Genomic DNA, 18,443 nt, shown 5'->3' with positions numbered 1-18,443 from the left:
GGCCGCTCGCATCGAGCAAAGGGATCGGGCTGCGGGGGCCGTAACGGACCCGACGCCCAGAGCATCGCCGCAAGAAAGGTTACATCAATGTCAAAAGTCATCGGCATCGACCTCGGCACCACGAACAGCTGCGTGGCCATCATGGACGGCAGTCAGCCCAAGGTCATCGAGAACAGCGAAGGCGCGCGCACCACGCCCTCGATCGTCGGCTTCACCGATGGTGAGCGGCTGGTCGGGCAGGCCGCCAAGCGCCAGGCCGTCACCAACCCCACCAACACCGTCTTCGCCGTCAAGCGTCTGATCGGCCGCCGCATCGGCGACGACGCCGTCGAGAAGGACAAGAAGCTGGTCCCCTACAGCATCGTCGACGGCGGCAATGGCGATGCCTGGGTCGAGGTGAAGGGCGAGAAATATTCCCCCGCGCAGGTCAGCGCGATGATCCTTCAGAAGATGAAGGAAACCGCCGAATCCTATCTGGGCGAGACCGTCACGCAGGCGGTGATCACCGTCCCGGCCTATTTCAACGACGCGCAGCGTCAGGCGACCAAGGACGCCGGCAAGATCGCCGGCCTCGAAGTCCTGCGGATCATCAACGAGCCGACCGCGGCCGCGCTGGCCTATGGCCTCGACAAGAAGGATACCAAGACGATCGCGGTCTATGACCTCGGCGGCGGCACCTTCGACATCACCATCCTGGAAATCGACGACGGCCTCTTCGAGGTGAAGTCCACCAATGGCGACACCTTCCTGGGTGGCGAGGACTTCGACATGCGGATCGTGAACTACCTCGCCGAGGAGTTCAAGAAAGAGCATGGCGTCGACCTGACCAAGGACAAGATGGCCCTTCAGCGCCTGAAGGAAGCCGCCGAGAAGGCCAAGATCGAACTGTCCTCCTCGTCGCAGACCGAGATCAACCAGCCTTTCATCAGCATGGACAAGAACAGCGGCACCCCGCTGCACATGGTGGTCAAGCTGACCCGCGCCAAGCTGGAAAGCCTGGTCGGTGACCTGATCAAGCGCACCATGAAGCCTGTGCAGGACGCGCTGAAGGATGCCGGCGTGTCCAAGGCCGACATCGACGAGGTGGTTCTGGTCGGCGGCATGACGCGCATGCCCAAGGTCATGCAGGAGGTCACCGACTTCTTCGGAAAGGAACCCCACAAGGGCGTCAACCCCGATGAGGTCGTGGCGCTTGGTGCCGCCATCCAGGCCGGCGTCCTGCAGGGCGACGTCAAGGACGTGGTGCTGCTGGATGTCACGCCACTGTCCCTTGGCATTGAGACGCTGGGCGGTGTCTTCACCCGCCTGATCGACCGCAACACGACCATCCCGACCAAGAAGAGCCAGATCTTCTCGACCGCAGAGGACAACCAGAACGCGGTGACGATCCGGGTCTTCCAGGGCGAGCGCGAGATGGCGGCCGACAACAAGATGCTGGGTCAGTTCAACCTCGAGGACATTCCGCCCGCACCGCGCGGCATGCCCCAGATCGAGGTGACCTTCGACATCGACGCCAACGGCATCGTCTCGGTCAGCGCGAAGGACAAGGGCACCGGCAAGGAGCAGAACATCACCATCCAGGCCTCGGGCGGGCTGTCCGACGAGGATATCGAGCGGATGGTGAAGGACGCCGAACAGAACGCCGAGGCCGACAAGGGTCGCCGCGAACTGGTCGAGGCCCGCAACCAGGCCGAAAGCCTGATCCACTCGACCCGCAAATCGCTGGACGAGCATGGCGACAAGGTGGACGGCTCGACCGTCGAGGCGATCGAACTGGCCATCGGCGCGCTGGAGGATGCGCTGAAGACCGAGGATGCCGGCAAGATCCGCTCGGGCATCCAGAATGTCATGGATGCGTCGATGCGCCTGGGCGAGGCCATCTACAAGGCGCAGCAGGGCTCGGACGAGGCGGCCGACGAGGGCGATTCGCCCCGCGACGTGGACGACGACATCGTCGATGCCGATTTCGAGGATCTCGGCGACGACAAGAAGCGCGGCTGATCCGGGCCGCTCCCCTGACGGGCCGGCCCGCATCGCTGCGGGCCGGCCGATTTCATGGGGCACTGAACAGGAAACGACATGGCCAAGCGTTGCTACTACGAGGTTCTGGGCGTCACGCGCGGGGCTTCGTCGGAGGAAATCAAGAAAGCCTATCGCCAGAAGGCGAAAGAGCTTCATCCCGACCGCAACAAGGATGACAGCCAGGCCGAGACGCGCTTCAAGGAGGCGAACGAGGCCTATGACTGCCTGAAGGATGACCAGAAGAAGGCCGCCTATGACCGCTTCGGTCATGCGGCGTTCGAGAATGGCGGCATGGGTGGCAGCGGCTTCGGTGCCCGCGGCGGCCATCCGGGCGATTTTGGCGCCGCCTTCGCGGATGTGTTCGAGGATCTCTTCGGCGACATGATGGGCCGGCGCGGCCCCGGCGGCGGCGGCCGGTCGCGGGCGCAGCGCGGCCAGGATTTGCGCTACAACCTGCGGGTCACGCTCGAAGAGGCCTATCACGGGCTTCAGAAGGCCATCACCGTGCCCGGCTCGGTCTCCTGCGGCGAGTGCAGCGGCACCGGCGCCGAGGGTGCGACGCAACCGGCCGGTTGCCCGACCTGCGCGGGCATGGGCAAGGTGCGCGCACAGCAGGGCTTCTTCACCGTCGAGCGGACCTGCCCGACCTGCGGCGGCGCGGGCCAGATCGTCAAGAACCCCTGCAAGGCCTGCCACGGTGCGGGCCGCATCGAACGCGACCGGGCGCTGTCGGTCAACATCCCGGCCGGAGTCGAGACCGGCACCCGCATCCGGCTTGCCGGCGAGGGCGAGGCGGGGCTGCGCGGCGGTCCGACGGGCGATCTTTACATCTTCATCGACGTGGCCGACCACGACATCTTCCTGCGCGACGGCAAGATGCTGGCCTGCCAGGTGCCGGTCAGCATGGCCAGTGCCGCGCTTGGCGGCGAGGTCGAGGTGCCGACCATCGACGGCGGCCGGGCCCGGGTCAAGGTGCCCGCCGGCAGCCAGTCGGGCCGCCAGATGCGCCTGCGCGGCAAGGGGATGCCGCCGCTGCGCCACGGGCCGGGCGCCAATGGCGAAGCCGGCGACATGCTGATCGAACTGATCGTCGAGACGCCCGTGAACCTGACCATCCGCCAGCGCGAACTGCTGCGCGAATTCGAGGCGGAGAAGGCCGACAACAGCCCGCAATCCGACAGCTTCTTCAAGAAGGTCAAGGGCTTCTGGGACGGAATGACCCGCTGAGGCGGGCCGGGCCGCGTTAACGCTTTCTTCACCGGCGCCGCGCCATGCTGCGGGCATGGACCCGAATCGCGCCTTTGGCGAAATGCCGCTGCCCCTGTTCGCCCCCGCGCCCGACGACGCGGTGCCGGTGGCCCTGCCGAAGGGCGCCGGCCGCGCGCCGTCCTACCTTGCCGATCACCGGGCGCGACTGCGCGACCGTTTCATGCAGGGCGGCGCCGCGGCGATGCCGGATTACGAACTGCTGGAGCTGCTGCTGTTCCGGGCCATCCCGCGCCAGGACGTGAAGCCGCTGGCCCGGCGGCTGATCGACCGCTTCGGCGACTTCAACCGCGTCCTGACCGCGCCCTGCGCACGCCTGCAGGAGGTCGAGGGCGTCGGCCCATCGGTCGTGACCGAACTGAAGATCGTCGAGGCTGCGGCACAGCGTCTGGCCCGGGCGCGGGTGATGAACCGGCCCGTCCTGTCAGGCTGGCAGGCGCTGCTGGATTACTGCCACACCGCCATGGCCCATCGCGAGACCGAGGAGTTCCGCGTGCTGTTCCTGGACCGCAAGAACGTGCTGATCGCCGACGAGGAACAGGGCCGCGGCACCGTGGACCATGTGCCGGTCTATCCGCGCGAGATCATCCGCCGCGCGCTGGAACTGAACGCATCGGCGCTGATCCTGGTGCACAACCATCCCTCGGGCGATCCGACGCCCTCGGACGCCGACATCACCATGACCGCCCGCATCGCGCAGGCCGCCGACAGCATGGGGATCACCATCCACGACCATCTCATCATCGGCAGGTCGCGCGAACTCAGCTTCCGCTCCGAGGGGCTTCTGTAGCCGCCGGCACCGCGCCCCCGCCGCGTCGCGCGGGCGACACAGTTGCCGCCCATGCGGCGATTTGTGGCGGTCCGCGCGGGGTTATCGGCTGGACTGACACAATATTGAAGGCTAGAACCGCCACGCGAAGGCTGCAATCTCTTGTGGCCCGGATTGTCGTATCGGCCGGGCTTCCGGCCCGAATTGGAGAATGACCCGTGTCCCACGCAGATGACCACGTAGGCACCCGGAGGGATTTCCTCTACTATGCCACGGCGGGCACAGGCACGGTGGCCGCAGGTGCCGCCGCCTGGACGCTTGTGAACCAGATGAATCCCTCGGCCGACGTCCAGGCGCTCGCCTCGATCCAGGTCGATGTCAGCGGTGTCGAGACCGGCACGCAGCTGACCGTCAAATGGCTGGGCAAGCCCGTGTTCATCCGTCGCCGGACCCCCGAAGAGATCGAGGCCGGGCGCGCCGTTCCCCTGGGCGACCTCGTGGACCAGAATGCGCAGAACCCGAATCTGGGCGGCGTGGAACCCGCGACCGACGAGAACCGCACCCTCGACGAGGCCGGCGAATGGCTGGTCCAGATCGGCGTCTGCACCCATCTGGGCTGCGTGCCGATCGGCGACGGCGCCGGGGACTTCGGCGGCTGGTTCTGCCCCTGCCACGGCAGCCATTACGACACCGCAGGCCGCATCCGCCGAGGGCCCGCGCCGCAGAACCTGCACATTCCCGTCGCCGCCTTCGTCGACGACACCACCATTCAACTGGGCTGAGGAGGGCTTCGCAGATGGCCGGAATTCCGCACGACCATTACGAGCCCAAATCGGGCTTCGAACGCTGGCTGCACCGCCGCCTTCCGGTGGTCAGCCTCGTCTATGACACGCTGATGATCCCCACGCCCCGCAACCTGAACTGGATGTGGATCTGGGGGATCGTGCTGGCCTTCTGCCTGGCGCTGCAGATCATCACCGGCATCGTGCTGGTGATGCACTACACGCCGCATGTCGACCTGGCCTTCGCCAGCGTCGAGCACATCATGCGCAACGTGAATGGCGGCTACATGCTGCGCTATCTGCACGCCAACGGCGCCTCGCTGTTCTTCCTGGCGGTCTATCTGCACATCTTCCGGGGCCTCTACTACGGCAGCTACAAGGCGCCGAGGGAGGTCACCTGGATCATCGGGATGCTGATCTACCTGTGCATGATGGGCACCGCCTTCATGGGTTATGTTCTGCCCTGGGGCCAGATGTCCTTCTGGGGCGCCACGGTCATCACCGGCCTGTTCGGCGCGATCCCCGGCATCGGGCCGTCGATCCAGACCTGGCTGCTGGGCGGACCTGCCGTCGACAATGCAACGCTGAACCGCTTCTTCTCGCTGCACTACCTGCTGCCCTTCGTGATCGCGGCCTTGGTGGTGGTGCATATCTGGGCCTTCCACACCACCGGCAACAACAACCCGACCGGAATCGAGGTGCGCCGCACCTCGAAGGACGAGGCAAAAAAGGACACCCTGCCCTTCTGGCCCTATTTCGTCATCAAGGACCTGTTCGCGCTTGGCGTCGTCCTGGTCGTGTTCTTCGCGGTGGTGGGCTTCATGCCCAACTATCTCGGCCACCCCGACAACTACATCGAGGCCAACCCCCTGGTGACGCCCGCGCACATCGTGCCGGAGTGGTACTTCCTGCCCTTCTACGCGATCCTGCGCGCCTTCACCGCCGATGTCTGGGTGGTGCAACTGGTGCAGTTCCTGACCTTCGGCATCGTCGACGCCAAATTCTTCGGGGTCATCGCGATGTTCGGCGCGATCCTGGTGATGGCGCTGGTGCCCTGGCTTGACACCAGCCGCGTCCGGTCGGGCCGCTACCGGCCGCAGTTCAAGTGGTGGTTCTGGCTGCTGGCGGTGAATTTCGTGGTGCTGACATGGGTGGGCGCGATGCCGCCCGAAGGGATCTATCCCTACATCGCGCTGGCCGGCTCGGCCTACTGGTTCGGCTATTTCCTGGTGATCCTGCCGCTTCTGGGGGTGATCGAGAAGCCCGAGCCGATGCCTGCGACCATCGAGCAGGACTTCAACGAGCACTACGGCGCCAACGCGCATCCGGCCGAGTAAGGAGAGCCACCGATGACCCTGAGAACCAAGACGCTCACGGCCGTTGCGGCCCTGACGATCTGTGCCGGCGGCTTCGCGCTGGCACAGGAGGGCTCGACCACTCCGCCGACCGGACAGCCCGAGGCGGCGCAACCCGCCGCCGAAACCGAGGCGGTCGAGACCGAGGCCACCGCCCCGGAAGCCGCTGAACCTGAGGCTGCTGCCGAACCCGAGGCTGCTGCCGAACCCGAAGCGGCTGCCGAGCCGGCGGCGGATGCCGAGGCGGCAGCGCCGGCAGCCGAAGACAACACCGCCGAGACCGCGGCTGCCGACGAAGCGGCGGAAGCCGAGACAGAGGCCGCACCGGACGCGGAAACCGAGGCCGCGGAGGCAGGCGAGAAATCCGCCGCCGCGCCCGAGCCGGCTGCGGAGTCCGAACCCGCGGACGCGCCCGAGGCAGAGGCCGCGCCCGCGGCAGGGACCGAAGCCGCGGAGGCCGGTGAGGCACCAGCCGCCGAGGCGCCTGCCGCCGAGGAGGCAGCAGCGACCGGCAGCGAAGAGGCCGGCGGTGAAGAGGCTGGCGGCGAAAAAAGCGGCGGGCATATCGAGGACATCGCTTTCAGCTTTGAAGGTCCCTTCGGCAGCTACGACCAGTTCCAGCTGCAGCGCGGACTGCAGGTCTACACCGAGGTCTGCTCTGCCTGCCACGGCATGAAGTTCGTGCCGCTGCGGACGCTGAACGACGAAGGAGGCCCTGCCCTGCCCGAGGACCAGGTGCGCGCCTATGCCGCCGCCATGACCATCGTCGACGAAGAGACCGGAGAGGAACGCCCCCGCCTGCCGACCGATCACTTCCCGACCGTCACCGGCGAGGGGATGGGCCCCGACCTGTCGCTGATGGCCAAGGCGCGCGCGGGTTTCCACGGCCCCCTGGGCACCGGCATCAGCCAGCTGGTCAACGGCATCGGCGGGCCCGAATACATCCACGCCCTGCTGACCGGCTATACCGGCGAGGACATGGAACAGGCCGGCACTGTCCTGTACCAGAACACCGCCTTCGCCAGCGGCTACATCTCGATGCCGCCGCCGCTGTCGGATGATCTGGTGACCTACGAGGACGGCACGCCGGCCACCGTAGACCAGATGGCGCGCGACGTCTCGGCCTTCCTGATGTGGACCGCCGAGCCGAAGATGATGGACCGCAAGAGCGTGGGCCTGGTCGCGGTGCTGCTGCTGATCGTGTTCACGGTGCTGCTGTATCTGACCAACAAGCGGATCTGGGCGCCGCACAAGGGCCGGGCCAACGACGCCTGAGCCCGAGATGCATTGACGTCCGACATCGCAACGCGCCCCTGACCGGGCGCGTTGCCTCGTTTTGGCGCAGGGGCGCGAGGGAGGGTCGCAAGAATGGCAATCTGGAATCTGGGCTCGATCAACATCGACCATGTCTATCGCCTCGACGAACTGCCGCGTCCGGGCGAGACGATCGCGGCGCGCAGCCATGCGACCGGGCTTGGCGGCAAGGGTGCGAACCAGTCCGTCGCCGCCGCGCAGGCCGGTGCGGTCACCCGGCATCTCGGCGCGATGGGTCCGGGGGACGACTGGGTGATCGATCGGCTGCGCGACAAGGGGGTCTGCACCGCCGACCTGCGGCGCCTGCCCGATCAGGTTACCGGCCACGCCATCATCCTTCTGGATGCGGCCGGCGAGAACTCGATCGTGATCCACCCCGGCGCCAACCGCGCCCTCTCCGCCGACCAGCTGCGCGACGGCCTGTCCGCGATCACCCCGGGCGACACATTGCTGATCCAGAACGAGACCAGCCTGCAGGCCGAGGCCGCGCGCATCGCGCGCGCCGCCGGTGCCAGGGTGATCTATTCGGCGGCTCCCTTCGACATCGAGGCGGTACGGGCGGTGCTGCCGCATGTCTCGATCCTCGCGATGAACGCGGGCGAGGCGTCACAGCTGTTCGCCGCAATGCCGGGCGATCTGCCGGTCGATGGCCTGCTGATCACGCGCGGCGGCGAGGGGGCAGAGTATCGCGACCTGGCCGGCGGGCAGGTCTGGCACCAGCCGGCCTTCCCGGTCGCGCCGGTCGATACCACAGGTGCGGGCGACACCTTCGCCGGCTACTTCGCCGCATCCCTCGATCGCGGCGACCCGATCCCCGACGCCCTGCGCCTGGCATCGGCCGCCGCCGCGCTGAAGGTCACCCGACCCGGCGCCGGCGACGTGATCCCGGCCCTGCCCGAGGTTCTGGAGTTCATGAACTCGCAGCCCGGCTGAGCCGGCGGGCGTCAGCCCAGGGCGTAGCCCGAACCCCGCACGGTGCGCACCGGGTTGTCGCCGCCATTCTGCATCAGCGCCTTGCGCAGCCGGCCCACATGCACGTCGATGGTCCGGGTGTCCACATAGATGTCGCGCCCCCAGACACGGTCCAGCAATTGCTCGCGCGTCCAGACGCGGCCGGGCTTTTCCATCAGCGTGGACAGCAGCCGGAACTCGGTCGGGCCGAGATGCAGCGGCTGGCCCGCCCGGAAGACCCGGTGTTCGGCCGCGTCCAGGATGATGTCGCCAAAGCTGAGGCGCTCGCCCATGCTGGCGGGGCGGGTGCGGCGCAGCTGGGTGCGCAGCCGGGCCATCAGTTCGACCACGGAATAGGGCTTGACCACATAATCGTCGGCGCCGGTTTCCAGCCCGCGCACGCGGTCGGTCTCTTCGCTGCGCGCGGACAGCATGATGATCGGGATGCTGCGTGTCGCCGGGTCGGCCTTGACCTGCCGGCAGACCTCGATGCCCGAGACCTTCGGCAGCATCCAGTCCAGCACCAGAAGGTCGGGCTGTTCTTCCTGCACCAGCAGCAGCGCGTCTTCGCCATTGTCGGCCACGACAACCTCGAACCCTTCGGATTCGAGGTTGTACTGCAACACCTCGCGCTGCGCCCCCTCGTCCTCGACGACAAGTACGCAAGGGGTCTGACGTGCCATCGGATCAGTTCTCCGCCAGCAGCGCGCCGTCGGACGGGATGCTGTTCGACTTGGGCCGCACGTCGTCGGGGAATTCGCCGTTGACGAGGTAGATCACCTGTTCCGAGATAGAGGTCGCGTGATCGCCCATGCGCTCGATGTTCTTGGCGATGAAATGCAGATGCATGCAGGCGGTGATGTTGCGCGGATCCTCCATCATGTGGGTGAGGAACTCGCGGAACAGCGCATTGTACATCTGGTCGATCTCGAGATCGCGCTGGCGCACATCCTCGGCCAGCTCCGCGTCGCGACGGATATAGCTGTCCAGCGCGTCCTGCAGCATCTTGTTGACGGCCTGGCTCATCCGGCGCAGCGCCATGCCCGATCCGTTGATCGCCGGCATCTGGGCCAGCACGTTGGTGCGCTTGGCCATGTTCTTGGCGTAATCGCCCACCCGCTCCAGCGAGGCGCTGATCTTCATCACCGCCAGCACCATGCGCAGGTCGGTCGCCGTCGGCGCGCGCAGGGCGATCAGCCGGGCGGCATCCTCGTTGATCTGCGCCTCCATCGCGTCGATGGCCTGGTCGCGGCGGCGGACCTGTTCGGCCGCCTCCTCGTCGCGGCCTTCCAGCGCGGCGGCGGCATCGGTGATCGCGGCCTCGACCATGCCCCCCATCTTGACGACCTGGGCCTGGATCGTCTCGAGATCGCGGTCGAATGCCGATGAGATGTGTTTGTCGCGGTTCATGCTGCCTGCCTCCTGCCCGTCAGCCGATCCGGCCCGAGATATATGCCTCGGTGCGCGAATCCTGCGGCTTGGTGAAGATGTCGTCGGTGTCGCCGTATTCCACCAGGTTGCCGAGGTGGAAGAAGGCGGTCTTCTGGCTGACCCGCGCGGCCTGCTGCATCGAGTGGGTGACGATCACGACCGAGAATTCCGACCGAAGCTGGTCGATCAGCTCTTCGACCTGCCCGGTGGCGATCGGATCCAGCGCGGAGCAGGGCTCGTCCATCAGCAACACTTCGGGCGCGGTGGCAACGGCGCGGGCAATGCACAGGCGCTGCTGCTGGCCGCCCGACAGGCCGGTGCCCGGCTCTGCCAGGCGATCCTTGACCTCGTTCCACAGCGCGGCACCGCGCAGCGCCTTTTCCACGATCTCGTCCAGCTCGGCGCGGTTGCGCGCGAGCCCGTGGATCCGGGGACCGTAGGCCACGTTGTCGAAGATCGACTTCGGGAAGGGGTTGGGCTTCTGGAACACCATGCCGACGCGGGCGCGCAGCTGCACCGGGTCGATGCGGCGGTCGTAGATGTCGTCGCCGTCCAGCGTGATCCGGCCCTCGATCTTCGCCGACGGGATGGTGTCGTTCATCCGGTTGATGCAGCGCAGGAAGGTCGACTTGCCGCAGCCCGAGGGGCCGATGAAGGCGGTCACCGTCTTGTCGAGGATGTCGACGTTCACATCCTTGATCGCGTGCTTTTCGCCATACCAGACCTGCACGTCGCGCGCGGCGATCTTGATGTCATCCTGGGTCACGTCGGTCTCCACGCGGTTCATGTCGTACATATTGGCCTCCTTCGGCCGGATTACCAATTCCGCTCGAAGCGGTTGCGCAGGAAAATGGCGACAGCGTTCATCATCACGAGGAAGCCCAGCAGCACCAGAATGGCTGCCGAGGTGCGGCTGACGAAGCCGCGCTCGGGGCTGTCGGCCCAGATGAAGATCTGGGTCGGCAGGGCGGTCGCGGCGTCAAGCGGGGTCGAGGGGGCAGCCGTGACGAAGGCGTTCATGCCGATCAGCAACAGCGGCGCCGTCTCGCCAAGTGCCTGTGCCAGACCGATGATCGTGCCGGTCAGGATGCCCGGCATCGCCAGCGGCAGCACATGGCCGAACACCACCTGCTGGCGCGAGGCGCCGACGCCCAGGGCGGCCTCGCGGATCGAGGGCGGCACCGCCTTCAGCGCGTTGCGGGTCGCGATGATGATGGTGGGCAGCGTCATCAGCGCCAGTGTCAGGCCGCCGACCAAGGGTGCCGAGCGCGGCATCCCGAACCAGCCCAGGAACACCGCCAGCGCCAGCAGGCCGAACACCACCGAGGGTACCGCGGCGAGGTTGTTGATGTTCACCTCGATGATGTCGCTCAGCCGGTTCTTGGGCGCGAATTCCTCGAGATAGATGGCCGCGCCGATGCCCAGGGGGAAGGAGATCAGGAAGCAGACCAGCAGCGCGTAGGCCGAGCCGATGATCGCCCCCTTCAGCCCTGCAAGTTCGGGAAAGCGCGAATCGGCGTTGGCCAGCAGCGCCCAGTTGACCGGCATGGTGATGCGGCCCTGATCCTGCAGCTGCTGGAACGCGGCGATCTCGGCATCGTTCAGACGGCGGGTCGATTCGTCCGAGTCGGTATCGACATTGCCTTTTTGCAGCTGGTCATAGGGGTCCGAGGCGGGGACGTTGATGCTGACCGTCTGGCCGATCAGCGAGGGATCGGCCACGACCTTGTCGCGAATGACGAACTGCGCGGCATTCGACAGGATGCCCGACAGCGCCCGCAGTTCGGACGGCTCGGCATCCGGGAACGTCGCCTGCATCGCGTCGCGAACGACGTTTCGGTAATTGCCCTCGGACGGGTCCGCCGGATCGACCAGTTCGGCCGAGATCGGCACCTCGATGGCCACATGGGTCTGCCGGAAGGCCTGGGCACCGCCCGAGATCAGCGTCCACAGCAGGATCGCCAGCATCAGGAATGCCAGGGCGATCGCGCCAAGGCCCAGGCCGGCCAGGATCTTCTCGCCGCGCCGACGGCGGGCCAGATTGCCCTGAAAGCGATCCGAGCTCCAGTCGTGCCTGTGCGTCACGGCGGCGTTGGTGGTGTTGTCGGTCATGTCGCTTCGAGCCTCAGTCATAGAGTTCGCGATATTTGCGCACGACGCGCAGCGCGACGATGTTGATCATCAGGGTCACGATGAACAGCATCAGACCCAGGGCAAAGGCGGCCAGCGTCTTGGGGCTGTCGAAGGCCGTGTCGCCGATCAGCAGGGTCACGATCTGCACGGTGACGGTGGTCACGCTGTCCAGCGGGTTGATGGTCATCTTGGCAATCAGGCCGGCGGCCATCACCACGATCATCGTCTCGCCGATGGCCCGGCTTATGGCCAGCAGCACGCCCCCGACGATGCCGGGAATGGCGGCCGGGAACAGCACCTTCAGCACGGTTTCCGAGCGCGTGGCCCCCAGGGCCATGCTGCCGTCGCGCAGGCTGCGCGGCACCGCCGACAGCGCGTCATCGGCAAAGGACGAGATGAAGGGGATCAGCATGATCGCCATGACCCCGCCCGCCGCCAGCGCCGTGTTGGGCGCGACGGGGATCCCAAGCGCCGCGCCCCAGGCACGGATCGCCGGGGCAACGGTGAGGATTGCGAAGAAACCGTAGACGACGGTCGGGATGCCGGCCAGGATCTCCAGCACCGGCTTGGCGATCGCGCGAAAACGCGGGCTTGCGAATTCGTTGAGGTAGATCGCCGACATCAGCCCGACCGGCACGGCGATGAAGATGGCGACGAAGGTGATGACCAGCGTGCCCAGCAGCACCGGGATCCAGCCAAAGGCACCCTCGGCGGCGATCTGGTCAGCGCGGATCGGGATCTGCGGTTCCCAGCTGGTGCCGAACAGGAACTCGGTGATCGGCACCATCTGGAAGAACCGGATCGATTCGAACACCAGCGACAGCACGATCCCGACGGTCACGAAGATCGCCACGACCGAGCACGCGATGAGCAGACCCATGATGATCCGCTCGACCGCCTGCCGGGCGCGGAACTGCGCCGCGACGCTGCGGCGCGTGACCAGCAGCGCGCCGGCGATGACCGCGGCCACCGCCAGCAGAAGCAGCCAGCCAGAGGTGGCGTGCAGCGCGTTCAGCCGTTCGGCGGCCTCCAGCTTCCAGGCCTCGGGGGTGCCAAAGACGCGGCCGCCCGCGATCGACTGGATCTCGGCTTGGACCAGTTGACGCGCGCCGGCATCGGCACCGTCCAGCGACCCGGCCGGCAGGCCCGCCATCACAAGCGCGTTGATCACCGGCGTCTGCAGCGCCACCCACAGGAGGGTGACGATCACCGCCGGCACCAGCACCGCAAGCGCGGCATAGAGCCCGTGGAACATCCCCAGCGAGTGCAGCCGCTGCCCACCATCGCGCAGCGCCAGCGCGGCGCGGCGGTTCAACATGTATCCCGCGAGCGCCGCCGTCAGCAGCATCGCGAAGGCAATTCCGGTCATGCCAACCTCACAAGGCTTTCATCCCGCCCGGCAGGACGCCGGGCGGGGCAGGGGTCGTGCTGTTACTCGGTCACGTCCAGCTTGGCCGAGGCGCTGACAACCGATTCCTGCAATGCCCCACGCTCGTCGTCAGGCAGCGCGACAAGGCCGCGCTCTTCCAGGTAGCCGCCGGGCGCCAGGGCGTTCTCGGACATGTATTCCTCCACGAACTCCTGAAGGTTCGGGATAACCCCGCGATGGGCGTTCTTGACGTAGAAATACAGCGGGCGCGACAGCGGATAGTCGCCCGAGGCGATGGTTTCCATGCCGGCCTCGACGCCGTTCAGCTTGACGTCCTTCAGGGTGTCCTTGTTCTCGAACAGGAAGGAATAGCCAAAGATGCCCAGGGCGTTCGGGTCGCTGTTCAGGCGCTGCACAATCAGGTTGTCGTTCTCGCCGGCCTCGATGAACGGGCCATCGGTGCGCATCCGCGAGCAGTTCTCGTCGACCCAGTCCTCGTTGCCCGAGGCCTCGGCGATCGCGGTCACCTCGTCGATCGATTCGCAGCCGGCATGCATGGCCAGTTCCACGAAGGCGTCACGGGTGCCCGAGGTCGGGGGCGGGCCAAGCACGACGATGTCGGTGTCCGGCAGCGCGCTGTCGATCTCGGACCATTTCCTGTAGGGGTTCGGCACCATCGCGCCGTCCTGCGGCACTTCGGCGGCCAGCGCCAGGAAGACCTGGCCAAGCGTCAGATTCCAGTCCAGCTCGTTCGCGCGGCTGACGGCCAGCGACAGCCCGTCATAGCCGATCAGCGCCTCGCTGATGTCGGTCACGCCGTTCTGCACGCAGAGGTCGAATTCGGATTTCTTCATCGAGCGCGAGGCGCCGGTGATGTCGGGGGTATTCTCGCCGATGCCTTCGCAGAAGATCTGCATCCCGCCGCCGGTGCCGGTCGATTCCACGATCGGCGCGGGCGCGCCGGTCTGGTTGGCGAATTCCTCGGCCACGGCCTGGGTATAGGGGAACACGGTGGACGAGCCGACGATTCGGATCTGGTCGCGCGCGGCTGCGGCGGTGGCCGAGGCGGCGATGACGGCAAGCGCCGAGACGGTGAATTTCACGGTGGTCATGGATCTCTCCTGGTCTTTCAGTCCCCGGCATACGGGTCAGCGCCCGACCTATTCCCCGGCGGTGACGCTTGTGCGACGAAAGAGTGACAGTTCCATGACAACCGGCGCGTGACCCCGGATCTTCGCGCAAGGGTTGCGCGGGTCAGCCTATTACCCCCCGCACGCCGCCGGTCTGCGCCCTGTCCATCAGCAGATGATCCAGAATCACGCAGGCCGCCATCGCCTCGGCCACCGGCACCGCGCGGATGCCGACGCAGGGATCGTGGCGACCCTTGGTGATCAGGTCGATCTCTTCGCCGTTCTGGCGGATCGACTGGCGCGGGGTGGTGATCGAACTGGTCGGCTTGACCGAAAAGCGCACGACGATGTCCTGTCCCGACGAGATGCCGCCTAGGATGCCGCCGGCATGGTTCGACAGGAAGCGCGGGCCGTCATTGCCCATCCTGATCTCGTCGGCATTGTCGGTGCCGGTCAGGCCGGCCGCGGCCATGCCCTCGCCGATCTCGACGCCCTTGACGGCGTTGATCGACATCATCGCGGCGGCGAGGTCGGTGTCCAGCTTGGCATAGACCGGCGCGCCAAGGCCGGGCGGGCAGCCCTGGATCAGCACCTCGATGGCGGCGCCGACGCTGTTCTGGTCCTTGCGGATGCGATCCAGGTAATCCGACCACTCTCCGGCCGCCGTCGCGTCGGGCAGGAAGAACGGGTTGCCCGCGATGGCCGCGGGATCAAAGCGGCTGCGGTCCAGATGCAGCGCGCCCATCTGCACCATGTAGCCGGTGATCCGCAGCTGCGGCAGCAGATGGGCCAGCACCGCCTGCGCGACGCCACCCGCGGCCACCCGCGCCGCCGTCTCGCGCGCGCTGGACCTGCCGCCGCCGCGATAGTCGCGTAGCCCGTATTTCAGGTGATAGGTCAGGTCGGCATGGCCGGGGCGAAAGCTGGTGGCGATGTCGCCGTAATCCTTGCTGCGCTGATCGGTGTTCTCGATCATCAGCTGCACGGGCGTTCCAGTGGTGCGACCCTCGAAGACGCCCGACAGGATGCGAACCTGATCGGCCTCGCGGCGCTGCGTGGTGTGCTTGCTGGTGCCCGGCCTGCGACGATCCAGAAAGCCCTGGATGAACGCCTCGTCCAGCGGGACGCCGGGGGGCACGCCATCGACGGTCGCGCCAAGGGCCGGCCCGTGGCTTTCGCCCCAGGTGGTGAACCGGAACTCACGGCCAAATGTGTTGAAGCTCATGCACTCTCTCCGGTCAGGGCTTTCAGTTCATAGATCAGGTCCAGCGCCTCGCGCGGGGTCAGGCGGTCGGGATGGATCGCGTCAAGGCGCCCCTCCAGCGGGCTGACGCGCGGCTTCGGCGCAGGGGACGCGGGGGGTGCTGCGCGAAACAGCGGCAGGTCGTCGATCAGCGCGGCGGGCCGGGTCGCACCCTCGCGCTCGCCCGATTCCAGCGCGTCCAGCACCTCTCGGGCGCGCTCGATGACACCGGCGGGCAGCCCGGCCAGCCGGGCCACCTGCACGCCATAGCTGCGATCGGCGGCGCCCTTTCGCACCTCGTGCAGGAAGATCACCTCGCCCTGCCATTCGCGCACCGCGACGGTGGCATTCTCGACCCCCGCCAGCCGCGCCGACAGCGCCGTCATCTCGTGATAATGGGTGGCAAACAGCGCCCGGCAGCGGTTGACGCCATGAAGATGCTCCATCACCGCCCAGGCGATGCTGAGTCCGTCCCAGGTCGAGGTGCCGCGCCCGATCTCGTCCAGGATCACCAGCGCGTGGTCGTCGGCCTGGTTCAGGATCGCCGCGGTCTCGACCATCTCGACCATGAAGGTCGAGCGGCCGCGCGCCAGGTCATCGGCGGCGCCGACGCGGCTGAACAGCTGGCTGACCATGCCCAGATGCGCCTTGCGGGCGGGGACAAAGGCGCCCGCCTGTGCCAGCACCGCGATCAGCGCGTTCTGGCGCAGGAAGGTCGACTTGCCGGCCATGTTCGGCCCTGTCAGCAGCCAGATCGCCGGCGTGTCGCCCTGCGTCAGCGCGCAGTCATTGGCCACGAAGGCCGAGGACTGCCGCTTCAGCGCGCGTTCCACCACCGGATGCCGGCCGCCCTCGACCACGAAGGCGCGGCTGTCGTCGACCACGGGCCGCGTCCAGCCCTCGGCTGTGGCCAGATCGGCGAAGGCGGCGGCCAGGTCGATCTCGGCCAGCGCCTGCGCCGCCTGTCCGATGGCCGCGGCGTGATCCAGCACCGCCGCCCGCAGCCCGGCAAAGATCTCGCGCTCGATCTCGAGCGCGCGGTCGCGCGCGTTCAGGATGCGGGTCTCCAGCTCGGAAAGCTCGACGGTGGTGAAGCGGATCTGGCTGGCGGTCGTCTGGCGATGGATGAAGACCTGCGACAGCGGCGGCGCCAGCATGCGTTCGGCATGGGTCGCGGTCGTCTCGATGAAATAGCCCAGCACGTTGTTGTGGCGGATCTTCAGCCCGGGCACCCCGGCCCGCGCGGCGTAATCCGCCTGCATCCCGGCGATGACGCCGCGCCCCTCGTCGCGCAGCCGCCGCGTCTGGTCCAGATCGGCGTCATGGCCGGCCGCCACGAAGCCGCCGTCGCGGGCCAGCAGGGGCGGCTCGGCCACCAGCGCCGCGTCCAGCAGGGCGACCAGGGCCTCGTGGCCGCGAAGCGCCTGCGCCGCGCCGGACAGGTCGGCCGGCACCTCGCCCGACAGCCAGGCCGCGATCTGCGCGCCCTGCGTCAGCCCGGCCCGCATCGCCGCCAGATCGCGCGGCCCGCCCCGGTCAAGCGCCAGCCGCGACAGCGCCCGGTCCATGTCGGGCACCCGTTGCAGCGCCGCGCGCAGATCGGCGTTCAGGCGCGGATCCTCGACTAGCCATGCCACGGCATCCTGCCGGGCGTGGATCCGGGCCAGATCGCGCGAGGGCGCGCTGATGCGCCGCTCCAGAAGCCGCGCGCCGCCGGCCGTCACGCTGCGGTCGATGGCGGCCAGCAGCGAGCCTTCCCGCCCGCCCGACAGCGCCTGCGTCAGTTCCAGATTGCGCCGGGTGGCGGCGTCGATCTGCATCGTGCCGCCCGACGCCTCGCGCAGCGGCGGCCGCAGCAGCGGCATCTGCCCCTTCTGGGTCATGTCGAGGTAGTCCACGACCGCCCCCATCGCCGCCAGTTCGGCCCGCGAGAAGCTGCCAAAGCCGTCCAGCGTCTCGACGCCGTAAAGTGCGCACAGCCGCCGCGCGCCGGTCGCGCTGTCAAAGGCCCCCCCGGGCAGTTCGGTCATGGCCGCGCCGGCCTCCTGCGCCAGGTCGTCCAGACGCGCGCCCTCGGCCACCAGCAACTCGCGCGGGGCCAGCCGCGCCAGTTCGGGGGCAAGCCGCGGCAGCGGGCAGGCCATCACCTGAAACGCGCCGGTCGAGATGTCGACCCAGGCCAGCGCGGCCTCGTCCCTGACGGTGGCATGGGCGGCCAGGAAATTGTGCCGTCTCGCCTCCAGCAGCGATTCCTCGGTCAGGGTGCCGGGTGTGACCAGCCGCACCACGTCGCGGGCCACGACCGACTTTGCGCCGCGCTTGCGGGCCTCGGCGGGATCTTCCATCTGCTCGGCGATGGCGACCCGGAACCCCTTGCGGATCAGAGTCAGCAGATAGCTTTCGGCGGCATGGACCGGCACCCCGCACATCGGGATCGGCTGGCCCAGATGCGTGCCGCGCCGGGTCAGGGCGATGTCCAGAGCGGCGGCCGCGGCGACCGCGTCCTCGAAGAACATCTCGTAGAAATCGCCCATGCGATAGAACAGCAACGCGCCGGGATTGGCCTCGCGGATCGCCAGATACTGCGCCATCATCGGGGTGGGCTGATCGGTCATTCCGGTCCCTGTGCTGCGGTTGCCGGCGTTTCTATCCGCTTGCGCCCGGCTGTGGAACCACTA

15 protein-coding genes are annotated in these 18,443 nt (G+C 67.6%); 7 read left to right on the top strand and 8 right to left on the bottom strand.

The features are described 5' to 3' along the window. Positions 1-87: 87 nt before the first annotated feature. The 7 genes from dnaK (at position 88) to Q5Y72_RS05640 (ending at position 8,441) form a co-directional block, all read left to right on the top strand. A complete protein-coding gene (gene dnaK, locus Q5Y72_RS05670) occupies positions 88-2,001 on the top strand; it encodes a molecular chaperone DnaK (RefSeq protein ID WP_305962427.1) in 1,914 nt (637 codons plus the stop codon). 78 nt (positions 2,002-2,079) lie between these two features. Beyond that, the gene (gene dnaJ, locus Q5Y72_RS05665; RefSeq protein ID WP_305962426.1) at positions 2,080-3,249 is read left to right on the top strand and encodes a molecular chaperone DnaJ; all 1,170 of its coding nucleotides are present in this window, start codon (positions 2,080-2,082) and stop codon (positions 3,247-3,249) included. A gap of 55 nt (positions 3,250-3,304) precedes the next feature. Continuing rightward, on the top strand, positions 3,305-4,078 hold the full coding sequence (gene radC / locus Q5Y72_RS05660; protein ID WP_305962425.1) for a RadC family protein: 774 nt from the start codon (positions 3,305-3,307) through the stop codon (positions 4,076-4,078). Between the two features lie 197 nt (positions 4,079-4,275). Further along, positions 4,276-4,839: a ubiquinol-cytochrome c reductase iron-sulfur subunit gene (petA, locus tag Q5Y72_RS05655; protein WP_305962424.1), complete on the top strand. Its 564-nt coding sequence runs from the start codon at positions 4,276-4,278 to the stop codon at positions 4,837-4,839. Between the two features lie 14 nt (positions 4,840-4,853). Continuing rightward, positions 4,854-6,176 carry a cytochrome b gene (gene petB, locus Q5Y72_RS05650; RefSeq protein WP_305962423.1) on the top strand — a complete coding sequence of 441 codons (1,323 nt, stop codon included), beginning with the start codon at positions 4,854-4,856 and terminating at the stop codon, positions 6,174-6,176. 12 nt (positions 6,177-6,188) lie between these two features. Beyond that, on the top strand, positions 6,189-7,469 hold the full coding sequence (locus Q5Y72_RS19885; RefSeq protein WP_371930769.1) for a cytochrome c1: 1,281 nt from the start codon (positions 6,189-6,191) through the stop codon (positions 7,467-7,469). 93 nt (positions 7,470-7,562) lie between these two features. Beyond that, positions 7,563-8,441, top strand: coding sequence for a ribokinase (locus Q5Y72_RS05640; protein WP_305962422.1), 879 nt, complete (start codon positions 7,563-7,565; stop codon positions 8,439-8,441). An 11-nt stretch (positions 8,442-8,452) separates the two neighbouring features. Here Q5Y72_RS05640 and phoB read toward each other — a convergent pair whose 3' ends face one another. The 8 genes from phoB to mutS form a co-directional block, all read right to left on the bottom strand. Then, complete coding sequence (phoB, locus tag Q5Y72_RS05635; protein WP_305962421.1) at positions 8,453-9,142, bottom strand: phosphate regulon transcriptional regulator PhoB; 690 nt, start codon at positions 9,140-9,142, stop codon at positions 8,453-8,455. A gap of 4 nt (positions 9,143-9,146) precedes the next feature. Next, positions 9,147-9,869, bottom strand: coding sequence for a phosphate signaling complex protein PhoU (gene phoU, locus Q5Y72_RS05630; RefSeq protein ID WP_305962420.1), 723 nt, complete (start codon positions 9,867-9,869; stop codon positions 9,147-9,149). Between the two features lie 19 nt (positions 9,870-9,888). Beyond that, complete coding sequence (gene pstB / locus Q5Y72_RS05625) at positions 9,889-10,686, bottom strand: phosphate ABC transporter ATP-binding protein PstB (protein ID WP_305962419.1); 798 nt, start codon at positions 10,684-10,686, stop codon at positions 9,889-9,891. Between the two features lie 20 nt (positions 10,687-10,706). Then, the gene (gene pstA / locus Q5Y72_RS05620; protein ID WP_305962418.1) at positions 10,707-12,002 is read right to left on the bottom strand and encodes a phosphate ABC transporter permease PstA; all 1,296 of its coding nucleotides are present in this window, start codon (positions 12,000-12,002) and stop codon (positions 10,707-10,709) included. Positions 12,003-12,015: 13 nt separating this feature from the next. Further along, entirely contained in the window at positions 12,016-13,392 is a 1,377-nt protein-coding gene (gene pstC / locus Q5Y72_RS05615; protein ID WP_305962417.1) for a phosphate ABC transporter permease subunit PstC, read from the bottom strand. A gap of 62 nt (positions 13,393-13,454) precedes the next feature. After that, the gene (locus Q5Y72_RS05610; RefSeq protein ID WP_305962416.1) at positions 13,455-14,504 is read right to left on the bottom strand and encodes a substrate-binding domain-containing protein; all 1,050 of its coding nucleotides are present in this window, start codon (positions 14,502-14,504) and stop codon (positions 13,455-13,457) included. Between the two features lie 142 nt (positions 14,505-14,646). Beyond that, the gene (gene aroC, locus Q5Y72_RS05605) at positions 14,647-15,747 is read right to left on the bottom strand and encodes a chorismate synthase (RefSeq protein WP_305962415.1); all 1,101 of its coding nucleotides are present in this window, start codon (positions 15,745-15,747) and stop codon (positions 14,647-14,649) included. Beyond that, entirely contained in the window at positions 15,744-18,380 is a 2,637-nt protein-coding gene (gene mutS, locus Q5Y72_RS05600; protein ID WP_305962414.1) for a DNA mismatch repair protein MutS, read from the bottom strand. The genes aroC and mutS overlap by 4 nt, the downstream gene beginning before the upstream one ends. Positions 18,381-18,443 lie beyond the last annotated feature (63 nt).

This window comes from Paracoccus spongiarum (genome assembly GCF_030732095.1).
In the GTDB taxonomy this organism is placed as follows: Bacteria; Pseudomonadota; Alphaproteobacteria; order Rhodobacterales; family Rhodobacteraceae; genus Paracoccus; species Paracoccus spongiarum.
This window is presented reverse-complemented; position numbering and strand designations above follow the sequence as displayed.

What these genes read in the sequence shown, in the direction of transcription:
- Q5Y72_RS05640 (WP_305962422.1), top strand. Translation starts at nt 7,563, where the DNA reads ATGGCAATCTGGAATCTGGGCTCGATCAACATCGACCATGTCTATCGC.
- pstB (WP_305962419.1), bottom strand. Translation starts at nt 10,686, where the DNA reads ATGTACGACATGAACCGCGTGGAGACCGACGTGACCCAGGATGACATC.
- petB (WP_305962423.1), top strand. Translation starts at nt 4,854, where the DNA reads ATGGCCGGAATTCCGCACGACCATTACGAGCCCAAATCGGGCTTCGAA.
- phoU (WP_305962420.1), bottom strand. Translation starts at nt 9,869, where the DNA reads ATGAACCGCGACAAACACATCTCATCGGCATTCGACCGCGATCTCGAG.
- dnaK (WP_305962427.1), top strand. Translation starts at nt 88, where the DNA reads ATGTCAAAAGTCATCGGCATCGACCTCGGCACCACGAACAGCTGCGTG.
- Q5Y72_RS05610 (WP_305962416.1), bottom strand. Translation starts at nt 14,504, where the DNA reads ATGACCACCGTGAAATTCACCGTCTCGGCGCTTGCCGTCATCGCCGCC.
- pstA (WP_305962418.1), bottom strand. Translation starts at nt 12,002, where the DNA reads ATGACCGACAACACCACCAACGCCGCCGTGACGCACAGGCACGACTGG.
- mutS (WP_305962414.1), bottom strand. Translation starts at nt 18,380, where the DNA reads ATGACCGATCAGCCCACCCCGATGATGGCGCAGTATCTGGCGATCCGC.
- radC (WP_305962425.1), top strand. Translation starts at nt 3,305, where the DNA reads ATGGACCCGAATCGCGCCTTTGGCGAAATGCCGCTGCCCCTGTTCGCC.
- Q5Y72_RS19885 (WP_371930769.1), top strand. Translation starts at nt 6,189, where the DNA reads ATGACCCTGAGAACCAAGACGCTCACGGCCGTTGCGGCCCTGACGATC.
- dnaJ (WP_305962426.1), top strand. Translation starts at nt 2,080, where the DNA reads ATGGCCAAGCGTTGCTACTACGAGGTTCTGGGCGTCACGCGCGGGGCT.
- phoB (WP_305962421.1), bottom strand. Translation starts at nt 9,142, where the DNA reads ATGGCACGTCAGACCCCTTGCGTACTTGTCGTCGAGGACGAGGGGGCG.
- aroC (WP_305962415.1), bottom strand. Translation starts at nt 15,747, where the DNA reads ATGAGCTTCAACACATTTGGCCGTGAGTTCCGGTTCACCACCTGGGGC.
- pstC (WP_305962417.1), bottom strand. Translation starts at nt 13,392, where the DNA reads ATGACCGGAATTGCCTTCGCGATGCTGCTGACGGCGGCGCTCGCGGGA.